The organism is Rhodococcus sp. H36-A4, from assembly GCF_027158005.1.
Taxonomy (GTDB): Bacteria; Actinomycetota; Actinomycetes; order Mycobacteriales; family Mycobacteriaceae; genus Rhodococcoides.
Window position 1 is genome coordinate 415,124 of sequence record NZ_JAPVLQ010000004.1, and the last position, 17,688, is coordinate 432,811.

15 protein-coding genes and 1 pseudogene are annotated in these 17,688 nt (G+C 62.9%); 7 read left to right on the forward strand and 9 right to left on the reverse strand.

Annotated elements, in window-relative coordinates:
- Positions 1–2: 2 nt before the first annotated feature.
- From O1W68_RS13800 to O1W68_RS13810, 3 genes are read right to left on the reverse strand one after another with little or no spacing between them, the layout of a single operon-like run.
- Entirely contained in the window at positions 3–1,463 is a 1,461-nt protein-coding gene (locus O1W68_RS13800) for an NAD-dependent succinate-semialdehyde dehydrogenase (RefSeq protein ID WP_269304346.1), read from the reverse strand.
- Positions 1,460–4,384 carry an FAD-binding and (Fe-S)-binding domain-containing protein gene (locus O1W68_RS13805; protein WP_269304348.1) on the reverse strand — a complete coding sequence of 975 codons (2,925 nt, stop codon included), beginning with the start codon at positions 4,382–4,384 and terminating at the stop codon, positions 1,460–1,462. Before O1W68_RS13805 ends, O1W68_RS13800 begins: the two co-directional genes overlap by 4 nt.
- On the reverse strand, positions 4,381–5,646 hold the full coding sequence (locus O1W68_RS13810) for an aspartate aminotransferase family protein (RefSeq protein ID WP_269304350.1): 1,266 nt from the start codon (positions 5,644–5,646) through the stop codon (positions 4,381–4,383). Before O1W68_RS13810 ends, O1W68_RS13805 begins: the two co-directional genes overlap by 4 nt.
- Positions 5,647–5,748: 102 nt before the next feature.
- Here O1W68_RS13810 and O1W68_RS13815 point away from each other — a divergent pair, with 102 nt between their 5' ends.
- Both O1W68_RS13815 and O1W68_RS13820 read left to right on the forward strand, forming a co-directional pair.
- Positions 5,749–6,624 carry a ribokinase gene (locus O1W68_RS13815; protein WP_269304351.1) on the forward strand — a complete coding sequence of 292 codons (876 nt, stop codon included), beginning with the start codon at positions 5,749–5,751 and terminating at the stop codon, positions 6,622–6,624.
- On the forward strand, positions 6,621–7,517 hold the full coding sequence (locus O1W68_RS13820) for a LysR family transcriptional regulator (RefSeq protein WP_269304353.1): 897 nt from the start codon (positions 6,621–6,623) through the stop codon (positions 7,515–7,517). Before O1W68_RS13815 ends, O1W68_RS13820 begins: the two co-directional genes overlap by 4 nt.
- A gap of 93 nt (positions 7,518–7,610) precedes the next feature.
- Here the strand turns inward: O1W68_RS13820 and crcB (O1W68_RS13825) are convergent, their stop codons facing one another.
- Entirely contained in the window at positions 7,611–7,982 is a 372-nt protein-coding gene (gene crcB, locus O1W68_RS13825; protein ID WP_269304355.1) for a fluoride efflux transporter CrcB, read from the reverse strand.
- Complete coding sequence (gene crcB, locus O1W68_RS13830) at positions 7,979–8,413, reverse strand: fluoride efflux transporter CrcB (protein ID WP_269304558.1); 435 nt, start codon at positions 8,411–8,413, stop codon at positions 7,979–7,981. Before crcB (O1W68_RS13830) ends, crcB (O1W68_RS13825) begins: the two co-directional genes overlap by 4 nt.
- 135 nt (positions 8,414–8,548) lie before the next feature.
- Here crcB (O1W68_RS13830) and O1W68_RS13835 point away from each other — a divergent pair, with 135 nt between their 5' ends.
- The 5 genes and pseudogenes from O1W68_RS13835 to O1W68_RS13855 all read left to right on the forward strand — a co-directional run bounded on the left by O1W68_RS13835 (position 8,549) and on the right by O1W68_RS13855 (position 14,199).
- A complete protein-coding gene (locus O1W68_RS13835; protein WP_269304357.1) occupies positions 8,549–10,654 on the forward strand; it encodes a RecQ family ATP-dependent DNA helicase in 2,106 nt (701 codons plus the stop codon).
- Positions 10,655–10,859: 205 nt separating this feature from the next.
- Positions 10,860–11,360 (forward strand): annotated as a pseudogene (gene ectA, locus O1W68_RS13840) (diaminobutyrate acetyltransferase); the annotation flags it as partial.
- 48 nt (positions 11,361–11,408) lie between these two features.
- Entirely contained in the window at positions 11,409–12,683 is a 1,275-nt protein-coding gene (gene ectB / locus O1W68_RS13845; protein WP_269304560.1) for a diaminobutyrate--2-oxoglutarate transaminase, read from the forward strand.
- Between the two features lie 45 nt (positions 12,684–12,728).
- On the forward strand, positions 12,729–13,127 hold the full coding sequence (locus O1W68_RS13850) for an ectoine synthase (RefSeq protein WP_269304359.1): 399 nt from the start codon (positions 12,729–12,731) through the stop codon (positions 13,125–13,127).
- Positions 13,128–13,335: 208 nt separating this feature from the next.
- On the forward strand, positions 13,336–14,199 hold the full coding sequence (locus O1W68_RS13855) for a Sir2 family NAD-dependent protein deacetylase (protein WP_269304361.1): 864 nt from the start codon (positions 13,336–13,338) through the stop codon (positions 14,197–14,199).
- A gap of 30 nt (positions 14,200–14,229) precedes the next feature.
- Here O1W68_RS13855 and proB read toward each other — a convergent pair whose 3' ends face one another.
- The 4 genes from proB to rplU all read right to left on the reverse strand — a co-directional run bounded on the left by proB (position 14,230) and on the right by rplU (position 17,642).
- A complete protein-coding gene (gene proB / locus O1W68_RS13860) occupies positions 14,230–15,336 on the reverse strand; it encodes a glutamate 5-kinase (protein WP_269304562.1) in 1,107 nt (368 codons plus the stop codon).
- A gap of 40 nt (positions 15,337–15,376) precedes the next feature.
- Complete coding sequence (gene obgE / locus O1W68_RS13865) at positions 15,377–16,825, reverse strand: GTPase ObgE (RefSeq protein ID WP_269304363.1); 1,449 nt, start codon at positions 16,823–16,825, stop codon at positions 15,377–15,379.
- A gap of 181 nt (positions 16,826–17,006) precedes the next feature.
- Positions 17,007–17,270 carry a 50S ribosomal protein L27 gene (rpmA, locus tag O1W68_RS13870; RefSeq protein WP_072802495.1) on the reverse strand — a complete coding sequence of 88 codons (264 nt, stop codon included), beginning with the start codon at positions 17,268–17,270 and terminating at the stop codon, positions 17,007–17,009.
- 60 nt (positions 17,271–17,330) lie between these two features.
- Positions 17,331–17,642: a 50S ribosomal protein L21 gene (rplU, locus tag O1W68_RS13875; RefSeq protein WP_075839359.1), complete on the reverse strand. Its 312-nt coding sequence runs from the start codon at positions 17,640–17,642 to the stop codon at positions 17,331–17,333.
- Positions 17,643–17,688: the final 46 nt, after the last annotated feature.

Sequence of the window (17,688 nt, forward strand, 5' to 3'; positions counted from 1 at the left end):
TGCTAGGACCTAGGGATTGCGAAGTATTTGTATTCCAAGAACTCGTCGATACCGACTTTGCCGCCTTCGCGGCCGAGTCCGGACTGCTTGACGCCGCCGAACGGGGCAGCGGGGTTCGATACGAGACCGGTGTTGATGCCCACCATCCCCACTTCGAGCCGCTCCCCCATACGCAATGCGCGATCGATGTCCTGCGTGAAAACGTAACCCACAAGCCCCCATTCGGTATCGTTGGCAAGCGCGATCACTTCGTCCTCGGTGTCGTACGGAACGATCGCGGCAACGGGACCGAAGATCTCGGTCGACATGAGATCGGATCGGGCGTCGACATCGTCGAGCACCGTCGGAGGGTAGAAATATCCTGGCCCAGGATCCTCTTGCCCACCCACCACCGCCCGAGCACCGCGCGCGAGTGCATCGTCGACGAGGCGTTGCACCTTGGCGCGGCCGCTGCGATCTATGAGCGGCCCCACTTCGACACCGGGCCGGCTGCCGGCACCGACTGTCAAGGCACCCATGCGAGCAGCGAGCTCGGCAGCGAAATCGTTGGCGAGCGAGCGGTGGACGAGAAACCTATTGGCCGCTGTGCATGCCTCGCCCATGTTGCGCATCTTGGCCACCATCGCCCCGTCGACGGCCCGGTCGAGATCAGCGTCCTCGGCGACGATGAACGGGGCGTTCCCGCCGAGTTCCATCGACGTCCGCATCACGGTCGGAGCTGCCTGCGCCAGCAAAATCTTCCCGACGGCGGTGGAGCCGGTGAAGCTGATCTTCCGCGCCGAGCCGCTGGCCATCCACGATCCGACGACTCCTGCGGCGTCGGTCGTCGGGACCACGTTGACTACGCCGTCGGGAACCCCTGCTTCGAGGAGGATCGCGGCGAGCGCGAGCGCGGTCAGCGGAGTCTGTTCGGCCGGCTTGAACACCACCGTGCATCCGGCAGCAAGCGCGGGGCCGATCTTTCGGGTGCCCATCGCCAATGGAAAGTTCCACGGCGTCACCAGAATGCTAGGACCGACCGGGGCTCTGGTGACGATGATGCGGTTCTTCCCATCGCCGGTCAGCGTGTGGTCGCCCGAGATGCGGACCGCCTCTTCGGAGAACCATCGAAAGAACTCTGCACCGTATGCGACTTCGCCTCGGGCATCGGCGAGCGGCTTGCCCATTTCTGCGGTGATGATGGCCGCCAGTTCCTCGGTCCTGGCGATGATCAAGTGGAATGCACGAGAAAGAATCTCGCTTCGAGTGCGCGGTGCCGTCTGCGCCCAGGACTCCTGCGCTGCGACGGCGGCTGCCATCGCAGCCTCGGCATCGCTGATGTCGGCATCGTCGACGACGGCGATCACCTCGCCGGTTGCGGGATCGACGACGTCGAACTTCCTCGCGCTGTTCGCTGTTCGCCAGGTCCCGCCGATGAACAGCTGGGTCGGCGAGGTGATGGCCGGGCGCGTCATGGACGTCATAGCTGATGCCCCTTCCTGGGGGTCTGGGTCGAACGTGTCGAAGGTGCGGGATCGAGGAGTTGCGCCAGGTGCATCGAGGCCGCCGCGTTCTGGTTGCCGGTCAGCTGGCGCACCTGCATGTGGCAGCTGAAGCCGTCGGTCAGGATCGGCGTGGTCGGCTCAGCACGTCGTACCGCTGGTGCCAGGGCCTGTTCGGCGACTTTCATGCTCATGTCGTAGTGATCCGGTTCGAAGCCGAAGTTACCTGCCACCCCGCAGCAGCCGGTCGCTTCGTCGACTCCGCCGATCCCCACGGCAGCAAGCGCCTTTCGCTGTGTGGCTTCGCCGAACACTGCGTACTCGTGGCAGTGGGTCTGCACGGTGACTGCTTCGGGGACGTCGGCCGACGGACTCCACCCCGCGGCTGCCAGCTCGATCACCGCGCCTGCGAAACTCTGCACCCGTGCGGCGACCCGCCGAGCCGCCTCGGTGCCCACCAGTTCGGGCATATCCTTGCGGAGCGTTGCCGCACAGCTCGGTTCGGTGACGACGATCGGCCGATCGGTGCCATCGTCCAGTGCGGCAACAGTTCTGCTCAACTGCTTCTTGGCGGTTGCCAGCTGCCCCGTCGAAATCCACGTCAACCCGCAGCACACGTCGGTCCTGCACTCTGCTGTCCGGTTGCCCTCGGCGAGAACGCGAACCGCGGCACCGACGATGTCCGGCCGAAACCCCTTCGTGAAGGAGTCGATGAGCAGCACGACATCACCTCCGGGTACCGATCCCGCTGTCTGCGTGCGTAGTTCCCGTCGCGAGGCGAACCGCGGGAGCGGTCGCTTGGTCGTGAGACCGCCGATTCTCGCAGCGATCACGCCGGTTCGCGGGGACATCGCGCGGTTGAGTACCGGTGCCAGGATCGACGTCACTTTCAACCAGCGTGGCAGCCAGCCCAGCGAGTAGTGCGCCATCGGGCGCAACTTCCCCGCGTAGTGATGATCGAGAAACTCCGACTTGTAAGTCGCCATATCCACCCCGACGGGGCAGTCGGTTGAACAGGCCTTGCAGGACAGACACAGGTCCAGTGATTCCTTGACATCTTTCGAAGCCCACCCTGCCGCGACAGTCGCGCTACTGCGAACCATGTTCTGAAGGACGCGGGCACGCCCACGGGTCGAATCCTTCTCGTCCCCGCTCGCTCGATAGCTCGGGCACATGACGCCACCGGAGGTGGATCGGCAGCGCCCGACGCCGACGCATGCCTGTGTTGCGTGCACGAACGGATCCAAGTCCGGCTTCGTTCCGATCTGATGCAGCTCGAAGGTCGTCTTCCATTCACGATTCGGAACACCCTGCAATGCAAGGTCGTTCATCATCGGCATCGGATCGACGATGCTGCCCGGATTCAGGACGCCCGCAGGATCCCAGATGCGTTTGAACCGCGCGAATGCGTCGAGCATCGAGGTCGAGTACATGATCGGCAGTAGTTCCGACCGTGCCCGACCGTCTCCGTGTTCACCCGACAATGAACCGCCATGCCGGACTACCAGTTCGGCGGCTTCACGTAGGAAGGTCGCCATCACCGCTCTTCCGGCGTCACTGCGTTGGTCGAAAGTGATACGGACGTGCATGCACCCGGCGCCGAAATGCCCGTACATCACGCCGGTGAGCGAATGCGCGGCAAGAAGGTCACGGAAGTCTGCGAGGTACGCGGACAAATTCTCGGGTGCGACTGCGGAATCCTCCCAGCCGGGCCAGGATTCGCCGCCGCCGGCAAGACGCGCCGACAGTCCTGCACCATCCTCCCGAACACGCCACAGCGATTTTCGTTCCACGAGGTCTGCGACGATGCGCCCATCCATCACCCTGCCGAGCTCACGTAAACGCTCGAGCAATCGCCCAGCCTTGTCCTCGACTTCGGCGAGGTTCTCGCCATCGAGATCGACGTAGAGCCAGGCGTTTCCCAAAGGCAAGCCTTGAACCGAGTCCGCTCCCCTTCGGTGCTGCATCGTCTCGACGATCTTCTCGTCGATCCCTTCGACCGCCGCCGGCGAGAATTCGAGGATTGTCATGACATCCTCGGCTGCTTCGACGACATCGGCGTATCCCAAACTCAACAGCAGCGCAGCAGGCGGGACCGGAACGAGCGCGACGGTCGCGGCGACGACGATCGCGCATGTACCTTCGCTGCCGACGAGGGCACGTGCGACGTCGAAGCCGTTCTCCGGCAACAACGTCGACAAGTGAAACCCCGAAACCTGCCGCGGAATCCGACCGAGTTCGAGTCGAAAGTCGGCTAGATTGTCCGACACCAGAGTACGGAGTTCGGAGGTGATTCGGGCCGCTGCGGCGACTGCGACGGCGTCGTGAGGATCGAGGGCCGTGACGCCGGAACGTGTCGCCCGCAGCACCACCCCGTCGACAGTGACGATGTCGAGAGCGATCGTGTGGTCGGCTGTCCGGCCGTACCGGACCGAATGATTGCCGCAGGCATCGTTGCCGATCGCACCGCCGACAGTTGCTCGTGATTTGCTCGATGGGTCGGGTGCATAAGTCAACACGCCGCCGCTCGCCCCCGACACGGTCTCGGCGAGTTCCGAGAGCACGATCCCCGGCTCGACCAGGGCCGACTTCGATTCGACGTCGATCGAGAGCACGGTATTCATGTGCCGCGAGAAGTCGAGGATCACACCCTCGCCGATCGCGTTGCCTGCCATCGATGTTCCCCCGCCGCGGCTCACGATCGGTATGTTGCCCTTCACGCACGACTTCACTACTGCGCACACGTCCGCGGTGCTGCGAGGAAACACCACGGCGACCGGAGGCACGCGATAGTTCGACGCGTCGTACGAATACTCGGCCAGGCGCCGCGAGGTCACATCGACGTCGACGCCCGCCCTGCGCAGTTCGTCGAGGACCGGTCCGACGCCGCTGATCACCGTCACAATGCGCGCTTCAACGTTCGGGCGATGGCATCGAGCCCCTCGGTCACCTCGTCATCGGTGACGACAAGTGCAGGAATGACTCGTACGACATTGCCGAATGCGCCGCAGGTGAGCAACAGCAGGCCTTCCGATATTGCGGTCTGCTGGACGCGGCCGGCAGCAGCGGCGTCGGGTTTGCCGTTCTCGTCGACGAATTCGAGGGCCTGCATCAGACCGAGTCCGCGAGCGTCGCCGATGGCCGAGTACTGCGTTTGGAGTGCCACCAGGCCGTCGAGCAGCACGTCGCCCTGTCGGCGCGCGTTCTCGACGAGGCCTTCGTCGCGGACGACGTCGAGCGTGGCCACAGCGGCAGCCGCGGCGACGGCGTTTCCACCGTAGGTACCGCCCTGCGATCCCGGCCACGCCTTGGACATCAGTTCGGTGGATGCCGCGATCGCCGAGATCGGGAATCCCGAAGCCAGGCCCTTGGCTGTGATCACGATGTCGGGGGTGGCAGTCGAATGCTCGTGTCCCCAGAACTTTCCGGTCCGTCCGACACCGGCCTGGACCTCGTCGACGATGAAGACGATCCCATGCTCGTCGGCGCGTCGACGTAGCCCTTCGAGGAACGCGGGTGGAGTGGGTAGGTAGCCACCGTCGCCCAGCACGGGTTCGATGATGAACCCAGCGGTGTCTGCCGGGCTGGAAATGGTTGCGAGAAGGTAGTCGAGTTCCTGCAGAGCGAAAGCGATAGCGGTGTCCATGTCCCAGCCGTAGCGAAAGGCATGGGGAAACGGCGCGATGTGCACCCCGCCCATGATCGGAGAGAATCCGGACCGGAACTTGGTACCGGCGGTGGTGAGCGACGCCGCAGCAACGGTGCGCCCGTGAAATCCGCCATGGAATGCGATGATGTTCGGCCGACTGGTTGCCATGCGCGCCAATCGAATTGCGGCCTCGACGGCCTCGGAACCGGAATTGGCGTAGAAGACACTGTCGAGCCCGGTAGGCAGGACCTCTCCAAGTTTGTCGGTGAGTTCGAGCAACGGCTTGTGCATGACGGTGGTGTACTGCGCGTGGATGATCTTGCCTACTTGATCACGTGCCGCTTCGACGACGCGCGGATGACAATGCCCGGTGCTGGTCACACCGATGCCCGTGGTGAAGTCCAAATACCGTTTTCCGTCGGTGCCGTAGATCCAGCTACCCAGTGCATGGTCCACGACAACCGGAGTCGCTTGCTTGAGTGCGGGGCTGAGGTGCGTGCGTGTCGGCGCGGTCATGCGATCCATCGTGGTGGAGCATTTGCAGATTGTCAACAATCTGCAACATGCAAACTCCATGCGCACATGTAGGCCATCGTGGACGCCGCATATCGTCGTGGAATGACGACTCCGCGCATCGTTGTCCTGGGCAGTATCAACATGGATCTGACCACAACGACTCGACGCCTACCCGAGCCCGGCGAAACCGTCCTGGGTGACTCCTTCGACACTGCACAGGGAGGAAAAGGTGCAAACCAGGCGATCGCGGCGGCACGGGCAGGCGCCGACGCGGCATTCCTCGGGGCGGTAGGCGACGACGCATTCGCTGTCGACCTCGAACGAAGCGTCAGGAAGGCCGGTGTCGACGTGTCCGGACTCCGACGCACCGACGGTCCGAGCGGGATCGCAGCTGTAACAGTCGACCGTCACGGAGAGAACTCGATCGTCGTCGTCCCGGGCGCCAACGCCACGATGTCCACCTTGACCGATCGTGAACTCGATACCATTGCCGCCGCGGATATCCTGCTGTGTCAGTTGGAAATTCCCCTCTACACGGTCGTCGCCGGCGCCGTTCACGCCCGAGCCCACGGCACTGTGGTCATGCTCAACCCCTCCCCCGTTCGACCACTCCCGGAGGCCCTCGTCGACGTCGTGGACGTCCTGATCGTCAACGAGTCCGAAGCCGACACTGTCGGCGGAAGCGTCCTCGATCGCATTGCACACGTCGTCATCACGCTCGGCGCCAACGGCGCTCGATACCGCGGACCGGCGTCGACGTTCGAGGCTCGAGCACCACGGGTCGACGCCATCGACACCACCGGTGCCGGAGATGCCTTCACCGGAGCATTGGCGGCACGCTGGCTGCAGGCCCCCGAGGACTCCGTCCGATGGGCTTGTGCAGCAGGGGCATTGGCCGCGACACGTCGTGGCACCGGAGCATCGTCGGGATCGCGATCGGATATCGACGCGCTCATCGCGAATGCAGCACGACAATGACACTGTCTCCGCGGGTCCCCGATCTTGCCGCGCTCGACGTGATGGTCTCGGTCGCACGGCTGGGCAGTATGAGCGCAGCCGGACGGGAACACGGATTGAGCCAGCAAGCGGTCAGCGCACGAATTCGGGCAGCCGAGCGCGACATCGGTCTCCGTGTGTTCGACCGCACCAGCCACGGCGTGGTGCTCACGCCCGAAGGTGTCGCCGTACTAGAGTGGTCAGGGAATGTTCTCGGCGCCGCCGAAAAGTTTGCGACGGGTGTCCAATCCCTCCTGCGGGAGGAAAATGCGAGCCTCACCGTGGCCGCGAGCATGACGGTCGCAGAGCATCTGTTGCCCGGCTGGATCGTCCTGATGCGGGCTAGGTTTCCGGACGTACGAACGCAGATGCGGTTGATGAACTCGGCCGAGGTTGCCCACCAGGTCCTCGCGGGTCGAGCCGATATCGGATTCGTCGAAGGACCGGAAATTCCGGACGGCCTCGGAATTCGCATCGTGGCAACCGACGAACTCGTCGTCGTCGTTCCACCGCAGCACCCGTGGGTGTCACGAGGCTCGGTCACCGTCGACGAACTGGCCGCAACAGCACTCGTCCAACGCGAACTCGGATCCGGTTCCCGCACCACCTATGAGAGCACCGTTCACCCGACGGTACCGCCGCTGCTGGAACTCAACTCGGTCACTGCGATCAAATCGGCCGTGGTGACTGCGAACGCACCGACGGTCCTGTCTTCGTTGGCGGTCGCGGCCGACCTTCGCGATGGCCGATTGACACGGATCGACATCGACGCCGTGACGATGCCGCGGGAACTGTGCGCGGTGTGGGATCTGCGTGAACCTCTTCGCGGCCCACGCCGAGACTTCCTGGACATCGCCACCTCACCGCGTACTTGATCGCCGACCCGTCTTCAGTACCTGGAGCCGACCGCCGCGGGTGCATTGCTCAGGAGGTCGAGATCCTCGGCCGAGGATCGCTCGGCCCTTTTTTCAGACGATGCCTGCGAGCACGAAACCTGCGGCGCAGGCTCCGACCGAACCCACCAAGGTTCCGACCGCGGTGGCCAGCGCGAGTGAACGCTTACCGACCTGCACGAGTCGAACAGTTTCGAAGCTCGCCGTGCTGAAAGTCGTGTATCCGCCACAGAACCCGGTGCCGATGACCGTCTGCAGATCGGTCGCCCCTTGCGCGAGGACGACGAGCCCGGCAAGAAATCCGACGAGCATGGATCCGGAAATGTTGATGCAGATCGTCACCCACGGGAACAGCGTTCCCTGCACCTTGGATTTGACGAAGGAATCGACAACGAATCGGCAGACTGCTCCGAGCGCGCCTGCCAGCGCCAACAGGAGGACGATCATCTCGCCGACCGATCGACATGCATCGAGGCGCCGACGACAATCCCCGCCCACGCGGCGAGCGCACCGACGAGTACCGTCGATATTCCGTACGCAAGCGCTGTCACCAGGTAGCCGTCTCTGGTGAGTAGTACTGCTTCCAGCGCAAAGGTGCTGTATGTGGTGAAAGCACCGCAGAACCCGGTGCCTGCGAGCAAGCGAATCCGTTGCCTGACACCGGCGTCAGCACCGCGTCGTGCCATGTTCTCGAGCAGAACACCGAGCATGAACGCTCCCAGCAGGTTGATCGACAATGTGGCAACGGGCCAACCTTGGATCACCTGCGGGAACGCGATCTCGATTCCATAGCGCATCGCAGTGCCGATCACGCCGCCGACGAAGACGAGAGCGAGTGCCCTCGGACGAAGATGCAGAGGCCTCGCAGGCGCGGTCATCTGCGCCGCGTCGTCGTCCACATCTGGATCGAACGGCAGGTCTTCCTCCAACAAGGGCACCTCCTCGTGTGTTCGATGAAGCGTAATCGCCCTGCGGGCGGTGGAACTGTCGGACACGTGCGGCACGATGAACAGATGAGCACCACCGAACCGTCGACGGTAGACCTGCGCGCAGATGCGGAGCGGCTCCTTCGGGAGCTGGCCGGGCCCACTGCCGGTCTTCGCGAAGATCAGTGGACGGCAATCGAGGCTCTCGTTGTTCATCGCCGCCGTGCGCTGGTGGTGCAACGCACTGGTTGGGGAAAGTCGGCGGTCTACTTCATCGCCGCAAAACTGCTCCGCGCTCAGGGACTCGGACCCACAGTCATTGTCTCACCGTTGTTGGCACTGATGCGGAACCAGGTAGCTTCCGCCGAGCGCGCCGGTGTGCGGGCCGCAACCATCAACTCCGGGAACATGACCGAGTGGGAAGACGTCCATGCCGATGTCGCTGCGGGCAGACTCGACGTGTTGCTCGTCAGCCCGGAGCGGCTCAACAACCCGGACTTCCGCGACCAGGTGCTGCCCTCACTTGCAGCAGACGCCGGCCTCGTGGTCGTAGACGAAGCGCACTGCGTTTCCGACTGGGGACATGACTTCCGTCCCGATTACCGACGCATTCGAACGCTCATATCCGAACTGCGCGAGGGGATTCCGGTCTTGGCTACCACTGCCACCGCAAATGACCGTGTCGTCGCCGATGTCGCCGCGCAACTCGGTGTCGGTGGCGGAGACACCCTCGTTCTCCGCGGCGGACTCGAACGCGAATCGCTCCACCTGTCGGTGGTCCAGATCGAGAACACCACCGAGCGCGCCGCGTGGCTCGCAGCTCATCTTGCCGAACTCCCGGGGTCAGGAATCATCTATGCCCTGACCGTCTCCGCAGCACGCGACCTCGCGAGCCTGCTGTCGGATCAGGGCTTCGCCGTGTCCGCGTACACCGGCCAGACCGACCCCACCGAACGCGAAGCGTTGGAATTGGACCTGCTGAACAACGAGGTCAAGGCCCTCGTAGCCACATCCGCACTGGGCATGGGCTTCGACAAACCGGATCTGGGATTCGTCGTCCACATGGGCGCACCTTCGTCCCCCATCTCGTACTACCAGCAGGTCGGCCGTGCGGGTCGCGCCACCGACCGCGCCGAAGTCATCCTCTTGCCGGGCCACGAGGACAAGCAGATCTGGAGCTATTTCGCGTCCGTGGCCTTCCCGCGAGAACACGTCGTTCGGCAGGTCATCGACGCTCTCGACCCCGTCAAGCCGCAGTCGACCCCCGCGTTGGAACCGTTGGTGGATCTCAACCGGAGCCGACTCGAGATGGTTCTGAAGGTGCTCGACGTCGACGGGGCGGTTCAGCGCGTGCGAGGCGGATGGATTTCGACCGGTCAGTCGTGGGCTTACGATGCACCGCGTTACGAACGCCTGGAGCAAGCCAGGGACGCAGAACAGCAAGCAATGGTCGACTATCAGCGCACCGATGGGTGCCGGATGGAATTCCTGCGGAGACAGTTGGACGATCCAGGCCTCGGCGCCGAGCCGAATCCGTGTGGCCGGTGCGACAACTGCACAGGAAAGGCTTACTCACCTCAGGTGGACGCCGCAGCTGTCCAGTCTGCGCGTGAGCGTCTCGATCGCCCGGGACTCGACCTGCCTCCGCGAAAGCAATGGCCAAGCGGGATGAAGAAGCTCGGAGTCTCCCGCTCCGGCAAGATCACCGACGGCCCCGAGCCCGGCCGTGTTCTGGGCCGCCTCACCGACCTGGGTTGGGGTGGGCGCCTGCGAGCAGCCCTCGATGCACCCGACGGTCCAGCTCCCGACGCCCTCGTGCAGGCCTGCATCGCGGTACTGGCCTCGTGGGACTGGGCGAAGAGACCGACCTCCGTGATCGCGCTGGAATCGTCGACGCATCCGACGCTGGTTCGTTCGATCGCAGGCGAGTTGGCCCGCATCGGACGGCTCGACGATCTCGGAACTCTCGCCCTGCGGCCGGACCATCCGCGAGTGACGGCCTCAAATTCGGCATTCCGTGTGGCCGGCCTCGTCGATTCCTGGCTCGTTCCAGACCTGAACGGGGTCTCCGGACCGATCCTTCTGGTGGACCTGGTCACCGATACGGGCTGGACTTTCACTTGCGCCGGCTCGGCCCTGCGCGCCGCAGGTGCAGATGCGGTACTCCCGTTTGCTCTGGCAACTCCGAAGTAGTCCTCGATATCGGTAAGACCACACTTGGCATCGGCCGGAGCAGGCCGAGTTATCGCACCCTCCTCGACCAGTTGCAACAGCAACAAGCCCAGTTTGTGACCAGTATCACATTCACGCTGCCACCTGCGAAAGGACGGGTGTTTTCGACACCAATTTCGCGAGGCACGTGAAATGCCAAGGGCACCTTGTTACGTTTACCTTTGCTATGAAACCCGCACAGCTGAGAGCAACCACAGTCACTGCGCCGGACGCAGTGAAGTTTCGTAAGCCAAAGATCTCCGACGGAGTCCGGCTCTGGGAAATCGCAAGAGATTCAAAGGTGCTCGATCTCAATTCGAGCTATTCGTACGTTTTGTGGTGTCGAGACTTTGCAGCAACCTCGGTCGTATCCGACGTCGACTCTCGCGCAGTGGGATTCGTCACCGGCTACACCCGACAGGATTCTCCCACAACATTCTTCGTGTGGCAGGTCGCAGTCGACGCTGATCAACGGGGTAAGGGCCTTGCCGGCCGGATGCTGAACGAACTTCTCGATCGCCTTACCCCACAGGGCATCACACACCTGGAAACAACGATCAGCCCGGACAACGAAGCGTCGATCGCACTGTTCACGGCCCTTGCTCGAACACGAGGGACCGACATTGGAAAAACAGATCTGTTCGCGCCCGACGATTTTCCTGACAGCCACGAAGCAGAGGAACTCTACACAGTAGGGCCGGCCGACGTGCGCGCCAGCGAAAGGAACACGCAATACATGACAGACACGACCGACACCACCGAAAAGCCGGACGTATTCGAAACCATCGAGTCCGGCGTTCGTAGCTACAGCCGCCAGTGGCCGGCAGTGTTCAAAACTGCCAAGAATTCGACGCTGACCGACGAGAACGGGCGCGACTACCTCGACTTCTTCGGCGGGGCAGGCGCACTCAACTACGGCCACAACAATCAAATCATGCAGGACGCGTTGGTCGACTACATCACCAGCGACGGCATCACACACGGCCTCGATATGTCCACGGTGGCCAAGCGTGAATTCCTCGAGACGTTCAAGAAGAATATTCTCGACCCGCGCGGCCTCGATTACAAAGTTCAGTTCCCAGGCCCGACCGGCACGAATGCCGTCGAAGCTGCACTGAAGTTGGCTCGCAAGGTCACCGGTCGCGAGTCGATCATCAACTTCACCAACGCTTTTCATGGCATGACGCTCGGTGCGCTCGCTGTCACCGGAAACTCGATGAAGCGAGCCGGCGCCGGAATCCCGTTGGTGCACAGCACACCGATGCCGTATGACAACTACTTCGGTGGAGTCAACGAGGACTTCCAGTGGTTCGAGCGCGTTCTCGACGACTCGGGCAGTGGATTCAACCGCCCGGCAGCGGTCATCGTAGAGACCATCCAGGGCGAAGGCGGCATCAACGTCGCGCGACCGGAGTGGTTGCGCGCACTGTCCGATCTCTGCTCGCGGCGCGACATCTTGCTGATCGTCGACGACGTTCAGATGGGTTGCGGCCGCACAGGCCAGTTCTTCTCCTTCGAGGACTCGGGCATCACGCCGGACATCGTCACCCTGTCGAAGTCGATCGGCGGCTACGGCATGCCGATGGCACTGACACTGTTCAAGCCAGAACTCGACGTCTGGGGCCCAGGCGAGCACAACGGCACCTTCCGCGGATTCAATCCCGGCTTCGTGACCTCGAAGGTCGCGATCGACCATTACTGGTCCGACGACAAGTTCGAGAAGGAGATCCTCGCGAAGGGCGAGCACATTCGTGATCGCTTCATCGCGCTGTGCGCCAAGTACGAAGGCGTTTCCACTCGCGGTCGCGGCATGGTTCAGGCTCTCGTATTCGACGATGCAGAACAAGCAGGCAAGGTCGCCAAGCTTGCTTACGAAGAGCACCTGCTGGTGGAAACTGCCGGCCCGAAGGACGAGGTTGTCAAACTTCTTCCGCCGCTGACCACCACGATCGAAGAGCTCGATCGCGGACTCGACATCCTCGAAGCTGCGACAGCAAAAGTCTGCTCGTAGAACACTTCTCACGTGTCGAATGTTTGCTGAAGGGAGCTACACCGCATGATCGTACGTACCACCCAGGAAATCACCGGAACTGATCGAGACATCGAGAGCGAGGATGGACAGTGGCGCAGCAAGCGCATCATCCTCGGCGGTGACAGGGTCGGATTCTCGTTCCACGAAACGACCATCAAGGCCGGGACGGTGAACAACTTCCACTACGCCAATCACGTCGAAGCTGTGTGGCTCATCGAAGGCGAAGGCACCCTTACCGATCGCGAAACCGGTGAAACCTACGAACTCGGTGCAGGATCGATGTACCTGCTGAACGGCAACGAGCGACACACCGTCGAGCCGCGTACGCAGATGCGCATGTTGTGCGTGTTCAACCCTCCCGTAGTGGGCAACGAAACCCATGACGAGAACGGTGTGTACCCCCTCATCGAGGTCCCCGCGTAAGTCGAAATCCTGACGTAGGTGAGGTGTCCACGTAGACGGACTCCGTATAGCTCCGCCCCACTCGACTTCAGTCGAATGGGGCGGAGCTATTTCTGCAGTCCGATCCGCTGAAGGGACCCAGCAGGGCTCGGCGCCGTAATTCGTGGGTTCCAAGCCTTCAGCTGACGACATCGACCCCCTGTGTCCACCTGCGCGCTACCCTGGTGACGTGCCTGCCCCCGCTCGTTCAGCTGCCGCAGCGGCAACCCGACTCGACCAAGTGGTCGCACTGTTGTCGGGAAGATCCATCGCGGTCGTCTCCGGAGCCGGCATGTCCACCGACTCCGGTATCCCGGACTACCGGGGGCCGGACTCACCACCTCGTAACCCGATGACCTATCAGCAGTTCACCGGCGATCACGAGTTCAGACGCCACTACTGGGCACGGAACCATGTCGGTTGGCGACATATGGATGCGGCAAGACCGAACGACGGCCACCGCGCGCTGGCCCAGCTCGAGCGCCGAGGGATCGTTTCCGGGATCATCACCCAAAACGTAGACATGTTGCACACCAAAGCAGGTAGCCGAAGAGTCATCGACCTCCACGGCGTTTACGCGCGAGTACGGTGCCTGAACTGCGAGCGACTGGTTTCCCGCTTCGCTCTGGGACAACGCCTAAATCGCGAGAACCCTGACTTCCTCGACAGCGTCGCGCCGGCCGAAGGCGTCGAGATCGCCCCCGATGCCGACGCGATCATCACCAGCACCGCACACTTCCGGATGGTCGACTGCGAGTACTGCTCCGGCATTCTCAAACCGGACATCGTCTACTTCGGGGAGAGCGTGCCCAAGCCAAGAGTTGCCGACGCTTTCGACCTCGTCGATCAGTCCGATGCACTTCTGGTTGTCGGATCTTCTTTGACGGTCATGTCGGGTCTACGGTTCGTCCGACGCGCGGCGAAGGCCGAGATCCCGATCGTGATCGTCAATCGCGGAATCACCCGGGGCGACGAATTCGCTACTCTGACAAGCAATGCCGGCTGCTCTGAAACGCTCACCGCACTCGTGGACACCCTGCCGTCACACCTCTGAACGACAAGCGTCGCGGCGGTCGACAATAGATCAGACCGGCACCAGATCGTCGGCATGCACCACTGGACGCTGTAGCTCGGGAGTGAGATCGCAACTGGACCTACCGAGCATTCCGCTCAGCTCCGACGCGTCGTACGCCACCACTCCCCTAGCCACGAGTTCGCCATCCGGGCCGATCAGCGACACGACGTCGCCACCGTAGAACCGACCCTCGACGGCGGTGAGTCCCGCAGACAGTAGCGACCGCCGCTTCGTTGCGACCGCGTGTACGGCACCTGCGTCGAGGTATAGCTCACCTCGGGCGTCCGCAGCATGACGTACCCAGAATTTGCGCGAGGACAGTCGAGTGTAACGTGCGGTGAAAGCTGTGCCCACCGCAGCCGTCGTCAAAGCTTCCGCTGCGTCGGAAGCGGCTGCCAATAGAACCGGAACGCCTGCATCGGCCGCCAATCGGGCAGCGGACAGCTTGGACGCCATCCCGCCGGTTCCTAGCGCGCCTCCGGAACCGGCGACGACTCCATCGAGATCTTCCGGGCTCGCGACCTCGCGGATCAGGGTGGCGTCACCTTTGCGCGGGTCGCCGTCGTAGAGACCGTCGACGTCGGACAACAACACCAGCGCGTCGGCACCGACGAGGTGCGCGACGAGCGCGGCGAGACGGTCGTTGTCACCGAATCGGATTTCCGTGGTCGCGACCGTGTCGTTCTCGTTGATCACGGCCACTGCCCCGAGCACACGCAACCGATCGAGGGTGCGCTGGGCGTTGCGATGATTCGTGCGCCGGGCAATGTCCTCAGCGGTGAGCAACACCTGGCCGACGGTTCGTCCGTATCTGGCGAACGAGGTACCCCAAGCGTGCGCAAGAGCAAGCTGGCCGACGCTCGCTGCGGCCTGTTTCGTCGCGAGATCGCGCGGACGGGTCGTCAGACCCAGTGGTGCGAGTCCGGCGCCGATGGCACCGGAGGACACAACCACGACATCGGATCCAGCACGCATTCGTGCTTCGACAGCATCGGCCAATCGGTCGAGCCTGTCGACGTCGAGTCCGCCGACCAGTGAGGTCAGCGCCGAGGAGCCGATTTTCACGACTACCCGTTTGGCACTGGCCACAGCGGTCCTGGCCCCAGTCGAATCCATTGCAACCGAAGAGGATTCAGAATTCACCGGAACCTACACTTCACTCTTCGGGGTCGAGTCCGCGGCGGGCTCGACGTGCGTGTTTGCGCTCGTCCGCACCGATTCGCTCCACCTGATCGAGCCTCGCATCGGTGCCACGACCGGTCATGGTGATCTCCACACCCGCCGGCGTCTGTGGCTCCCAATCGAAGGAGACATCACCGATGGTCACAGATGCACCCGGCTGAGCGCCCTTCTTGATCAGCGCATCCTCGACGCCGAGGCGGGCGAGACGGTCAGCCAGGTAGCCGACTGCTTCGTCGTTGCTGAACTGTGTCTGGAGCACCCAACGCTCCGGGCGCGTGCCGAGAACGATGAACCCACCCTCGACATCGGGATCCTTGATGACCTGGAAACCCTCTTCGTTGCGTGCGACAGGACGAAGCACCGGTCGGCGCTTCTCGGCCGGAGGATGAGCGAGACGGTAGTCCTCGACCATTTTGCCCAGCGCGAAGATCAAGGGCTTGAGGCCTTCACGGGTGATCGTCGAGATTGTGTAAACAGGCCATCCGCGGGCCTCGAACTCCGGCGTCACCATCTCGGCGAGCTCGGCGCCCTCGGGAATATCAGCTTTGTTGAGCACGACGATGCGCGGCCGATCGGCTAGGTCGCCGAGACTCGCGTCGCCCAACATTGCCGGCTTGTAGGCCGCCAACTCCGCTTCGAGGGCATCGACGTCGGAGATGGGATCTCGACCCGGATCCAGGGTTGCGCAGTCGACGACGTGCGCCAGAACGGCGGTACGCTCGAGATGTCGAAGGAATTCGAGACCGAGGCCCTTTCCTTCGCTCGCGCCGGGAATCAATCCGGGGACGTCGGCCACCGTGTAGGTGGTGTCACCGCTCGAGACGACGCCGAGGTTCGGAACCAACGTGGTGAACGGGTAATCGGCGATCTTCGGCTTCGCGGCAGAGAGCACCGACACCAGCGAGGACTTGCCTGCAGACGGGAAGCCGACGAGACCGATATCGGCGACCGACTTGAGCTCGAGCACCACATCGCGCTCGATACCTTCTTCACCGAGCAGCGCAAATCCAGGTGCGCGACGCGCCTTCGAGGCGAGCGCGGCGTTGCCCAACCCACCGCGACCACCGGGTGCAGCAGCGTATCGAGTGCCCTCGCCGATCATGTCGGCCAGGATGCGACCATCCTTGTCGAGCACCACAGTTCCGTCGGGCACCTTGAGGATCAGATCCTCGCCGTTGGAGCCTTCGCGGTTGCCGCCCATGCCCTGGGTTCCATTGCTGGCTTTGGCATGCGAATTGAAGTGGAAGTCCAAGAGTGTGTGGACATTGCTGTCGACGACGAAGATGACGCCGCCGCCCTGCCCACCGTTTCCACCGTCTGGACCACCGAGCGGTTTGAACTTCTCGCGGTGAACCGAAGAGCAGCCGTTGCCGCCTTTACCGGCGCTGACGTGCAGCACCACGCGGTCGATGAATCGTGACATGACTGCCTTCGATCCTTCCTCGGTCGAGAATGCGACCGAAATATTTCGATGCCCACAAATACGATAAGGGCGGACCGGGCATTTTCACCCTGGTCCACCCTCATCGTCGAGTTCGAGCGCGTCGAGATTTTCGCGGCGTAAGCCTCACGAAAATTTCCAGACGCAGATTGTGCAGCGGAGACTAGGCCTCTACTGCGACCGGAACGATGTTCACGGTCTTGCGTCCACGCTTGGCGCCGAATTCGACTGCGCCTGCGGACAGAGCGAACAAAGTGTCGTCGCCGCCACGGCCGACGTTGACGCCGGGATGAAAGTGCGTGCCGCGCTGACGAACCAGGATCTCGCCTGCGCTGACGGTCTGGCCGCCGAAACGCTTGACGCCGAGGCGCTGCGCATTCGAATCGCGACCGTTACGGGAGCTTGATGCACCCTTCTTATGTGCCATGTTGCATACCCTCCTCGGGGTGAAAGTCAGCGCTGAAAAGTCAGTACTGAACAGACCTGGTTACTTGATGCCGGTGACCTTCAGGACAGTGAGCTTCTGCCTGTGTCCCTGACGCTTGTGGTAGCCGGTCTTGTTCTTGAACTTGTGGATGCGGATCTTCGGACCCTTGGTGTGCTCGACGACCTCACCGGTTACCGAGATCTTCGCCAGCTTGTCGGCATCGGTGGTCAGATCGGATCCGTCTACGACGAGGACCGGAGCAAGCGAGACAGCAGTGCCGGGCGCTCCCTCGATCTTCTCGACCTTGACGAGGTCACCAACAGCGACCTTGTACTGCTTTCCGCCGGTCTTGACGATCGCGTACGTTGCCATCGGAGGGCTACCCCTTGCTTCTTCGAACTTGCTCGCATTGCCCATG

What these genes read in the sequence shown, in the direction of transcription:
- proB (WP_269304562.1), bottom strand. Translation starts at nt 15,336, where the DNA reads ATGGATTCGACTGGGGCCAGGACCGCTGTGGCCAGTGCCAAACGGGTA.
- O1W68_RS13835 (WP_269304357.1), top strand. Translation starts at nt 8,549, where the DNA reads ATGAGCACCACCGAACCGTCGACGGTAGACCTGCGCGCAGATGCGGAG.
- rpmA (WP_072802495.1), bottom strand. Translation starts at nt 17,270, where the DNA reads ATGGCACATAAGAAGGGTGCATCAAGCTCCCGTAACGGTCGCGATTCG.
- obgE (WP_269304363.1), bottom strand. Translation starts at nt 16,825, where the DNA reads ATGTCACGATTCATCGACCGCGTGGTGCTGCACGTCAGCGCCGGTAAA.
- O1W68_RS13815 (WP_269304351.1), top strand. Translation starts at nt 5,749, where the DNA reads ATGACGACTCCGCGCATCGTTGTCCTGGGCAGTATCAACATGGATCTG.
- crcB (WP_269304558.1), bottom strand. Translation starts at nt 8,413, where the DNA reads ATGACCGCGCCTGCGAGGCCTCTGCATCTTCGTCCGAGGGCACTCGCT.
- O1W68_RS13820 (WP_269304353.1), top strand. Translation starts at nt 6,621, where the DNA reads ATGACACTGTCTCCGCGGGTCCCCGATCTTGCCGCGCTCGACGTGATG.
- crcB (WP_269304355.1), bottom strand. Translation starts at nt 7,982, where the DNA reads ATGATCGTCCTCCTGTTGGCGCTGGCAGGCGCGCTCGGAGCAGTCTGC.
- ectB (WP_269304560.1), top strand. Translation starts at nt 11,409, where the DNA reads ATGACAGACACGACCGACACCACCGAAAAGCCGGACGTATTCGAAACC.
- O1W68_RS13850 (WP_269304359.1), top strand. Translation starts at nt 12,729, where the DNA reads ATGATCGTACGTACCACCCAGGAAATCACCGGAACTGATCGAGACATC.
- rplU (WP_075839359.1), bottom strand. Translation starts at nt 17,642, where the DNA reads ATGGCAACGTACGCGATCGTCAAGACCGGCGGAAAGCAGTACAAGGTC.
- O1W68_RS13800 (WP_269304346.1), bottom strand. Translation starts at nt 1,463, where the DNA reads ATGACGTCCATGACGCGCCCGGCCATCACCTCGCCGACCCAGCTGTTC.
- O1W68_RS13810 (WP_269304350.1), bottom strand. Translation starts at nt 5,646, where the DNA reads ATGACCGCGCCGACACGCACGCACCTCAGCCCCGCACTCAAGCAAGCG.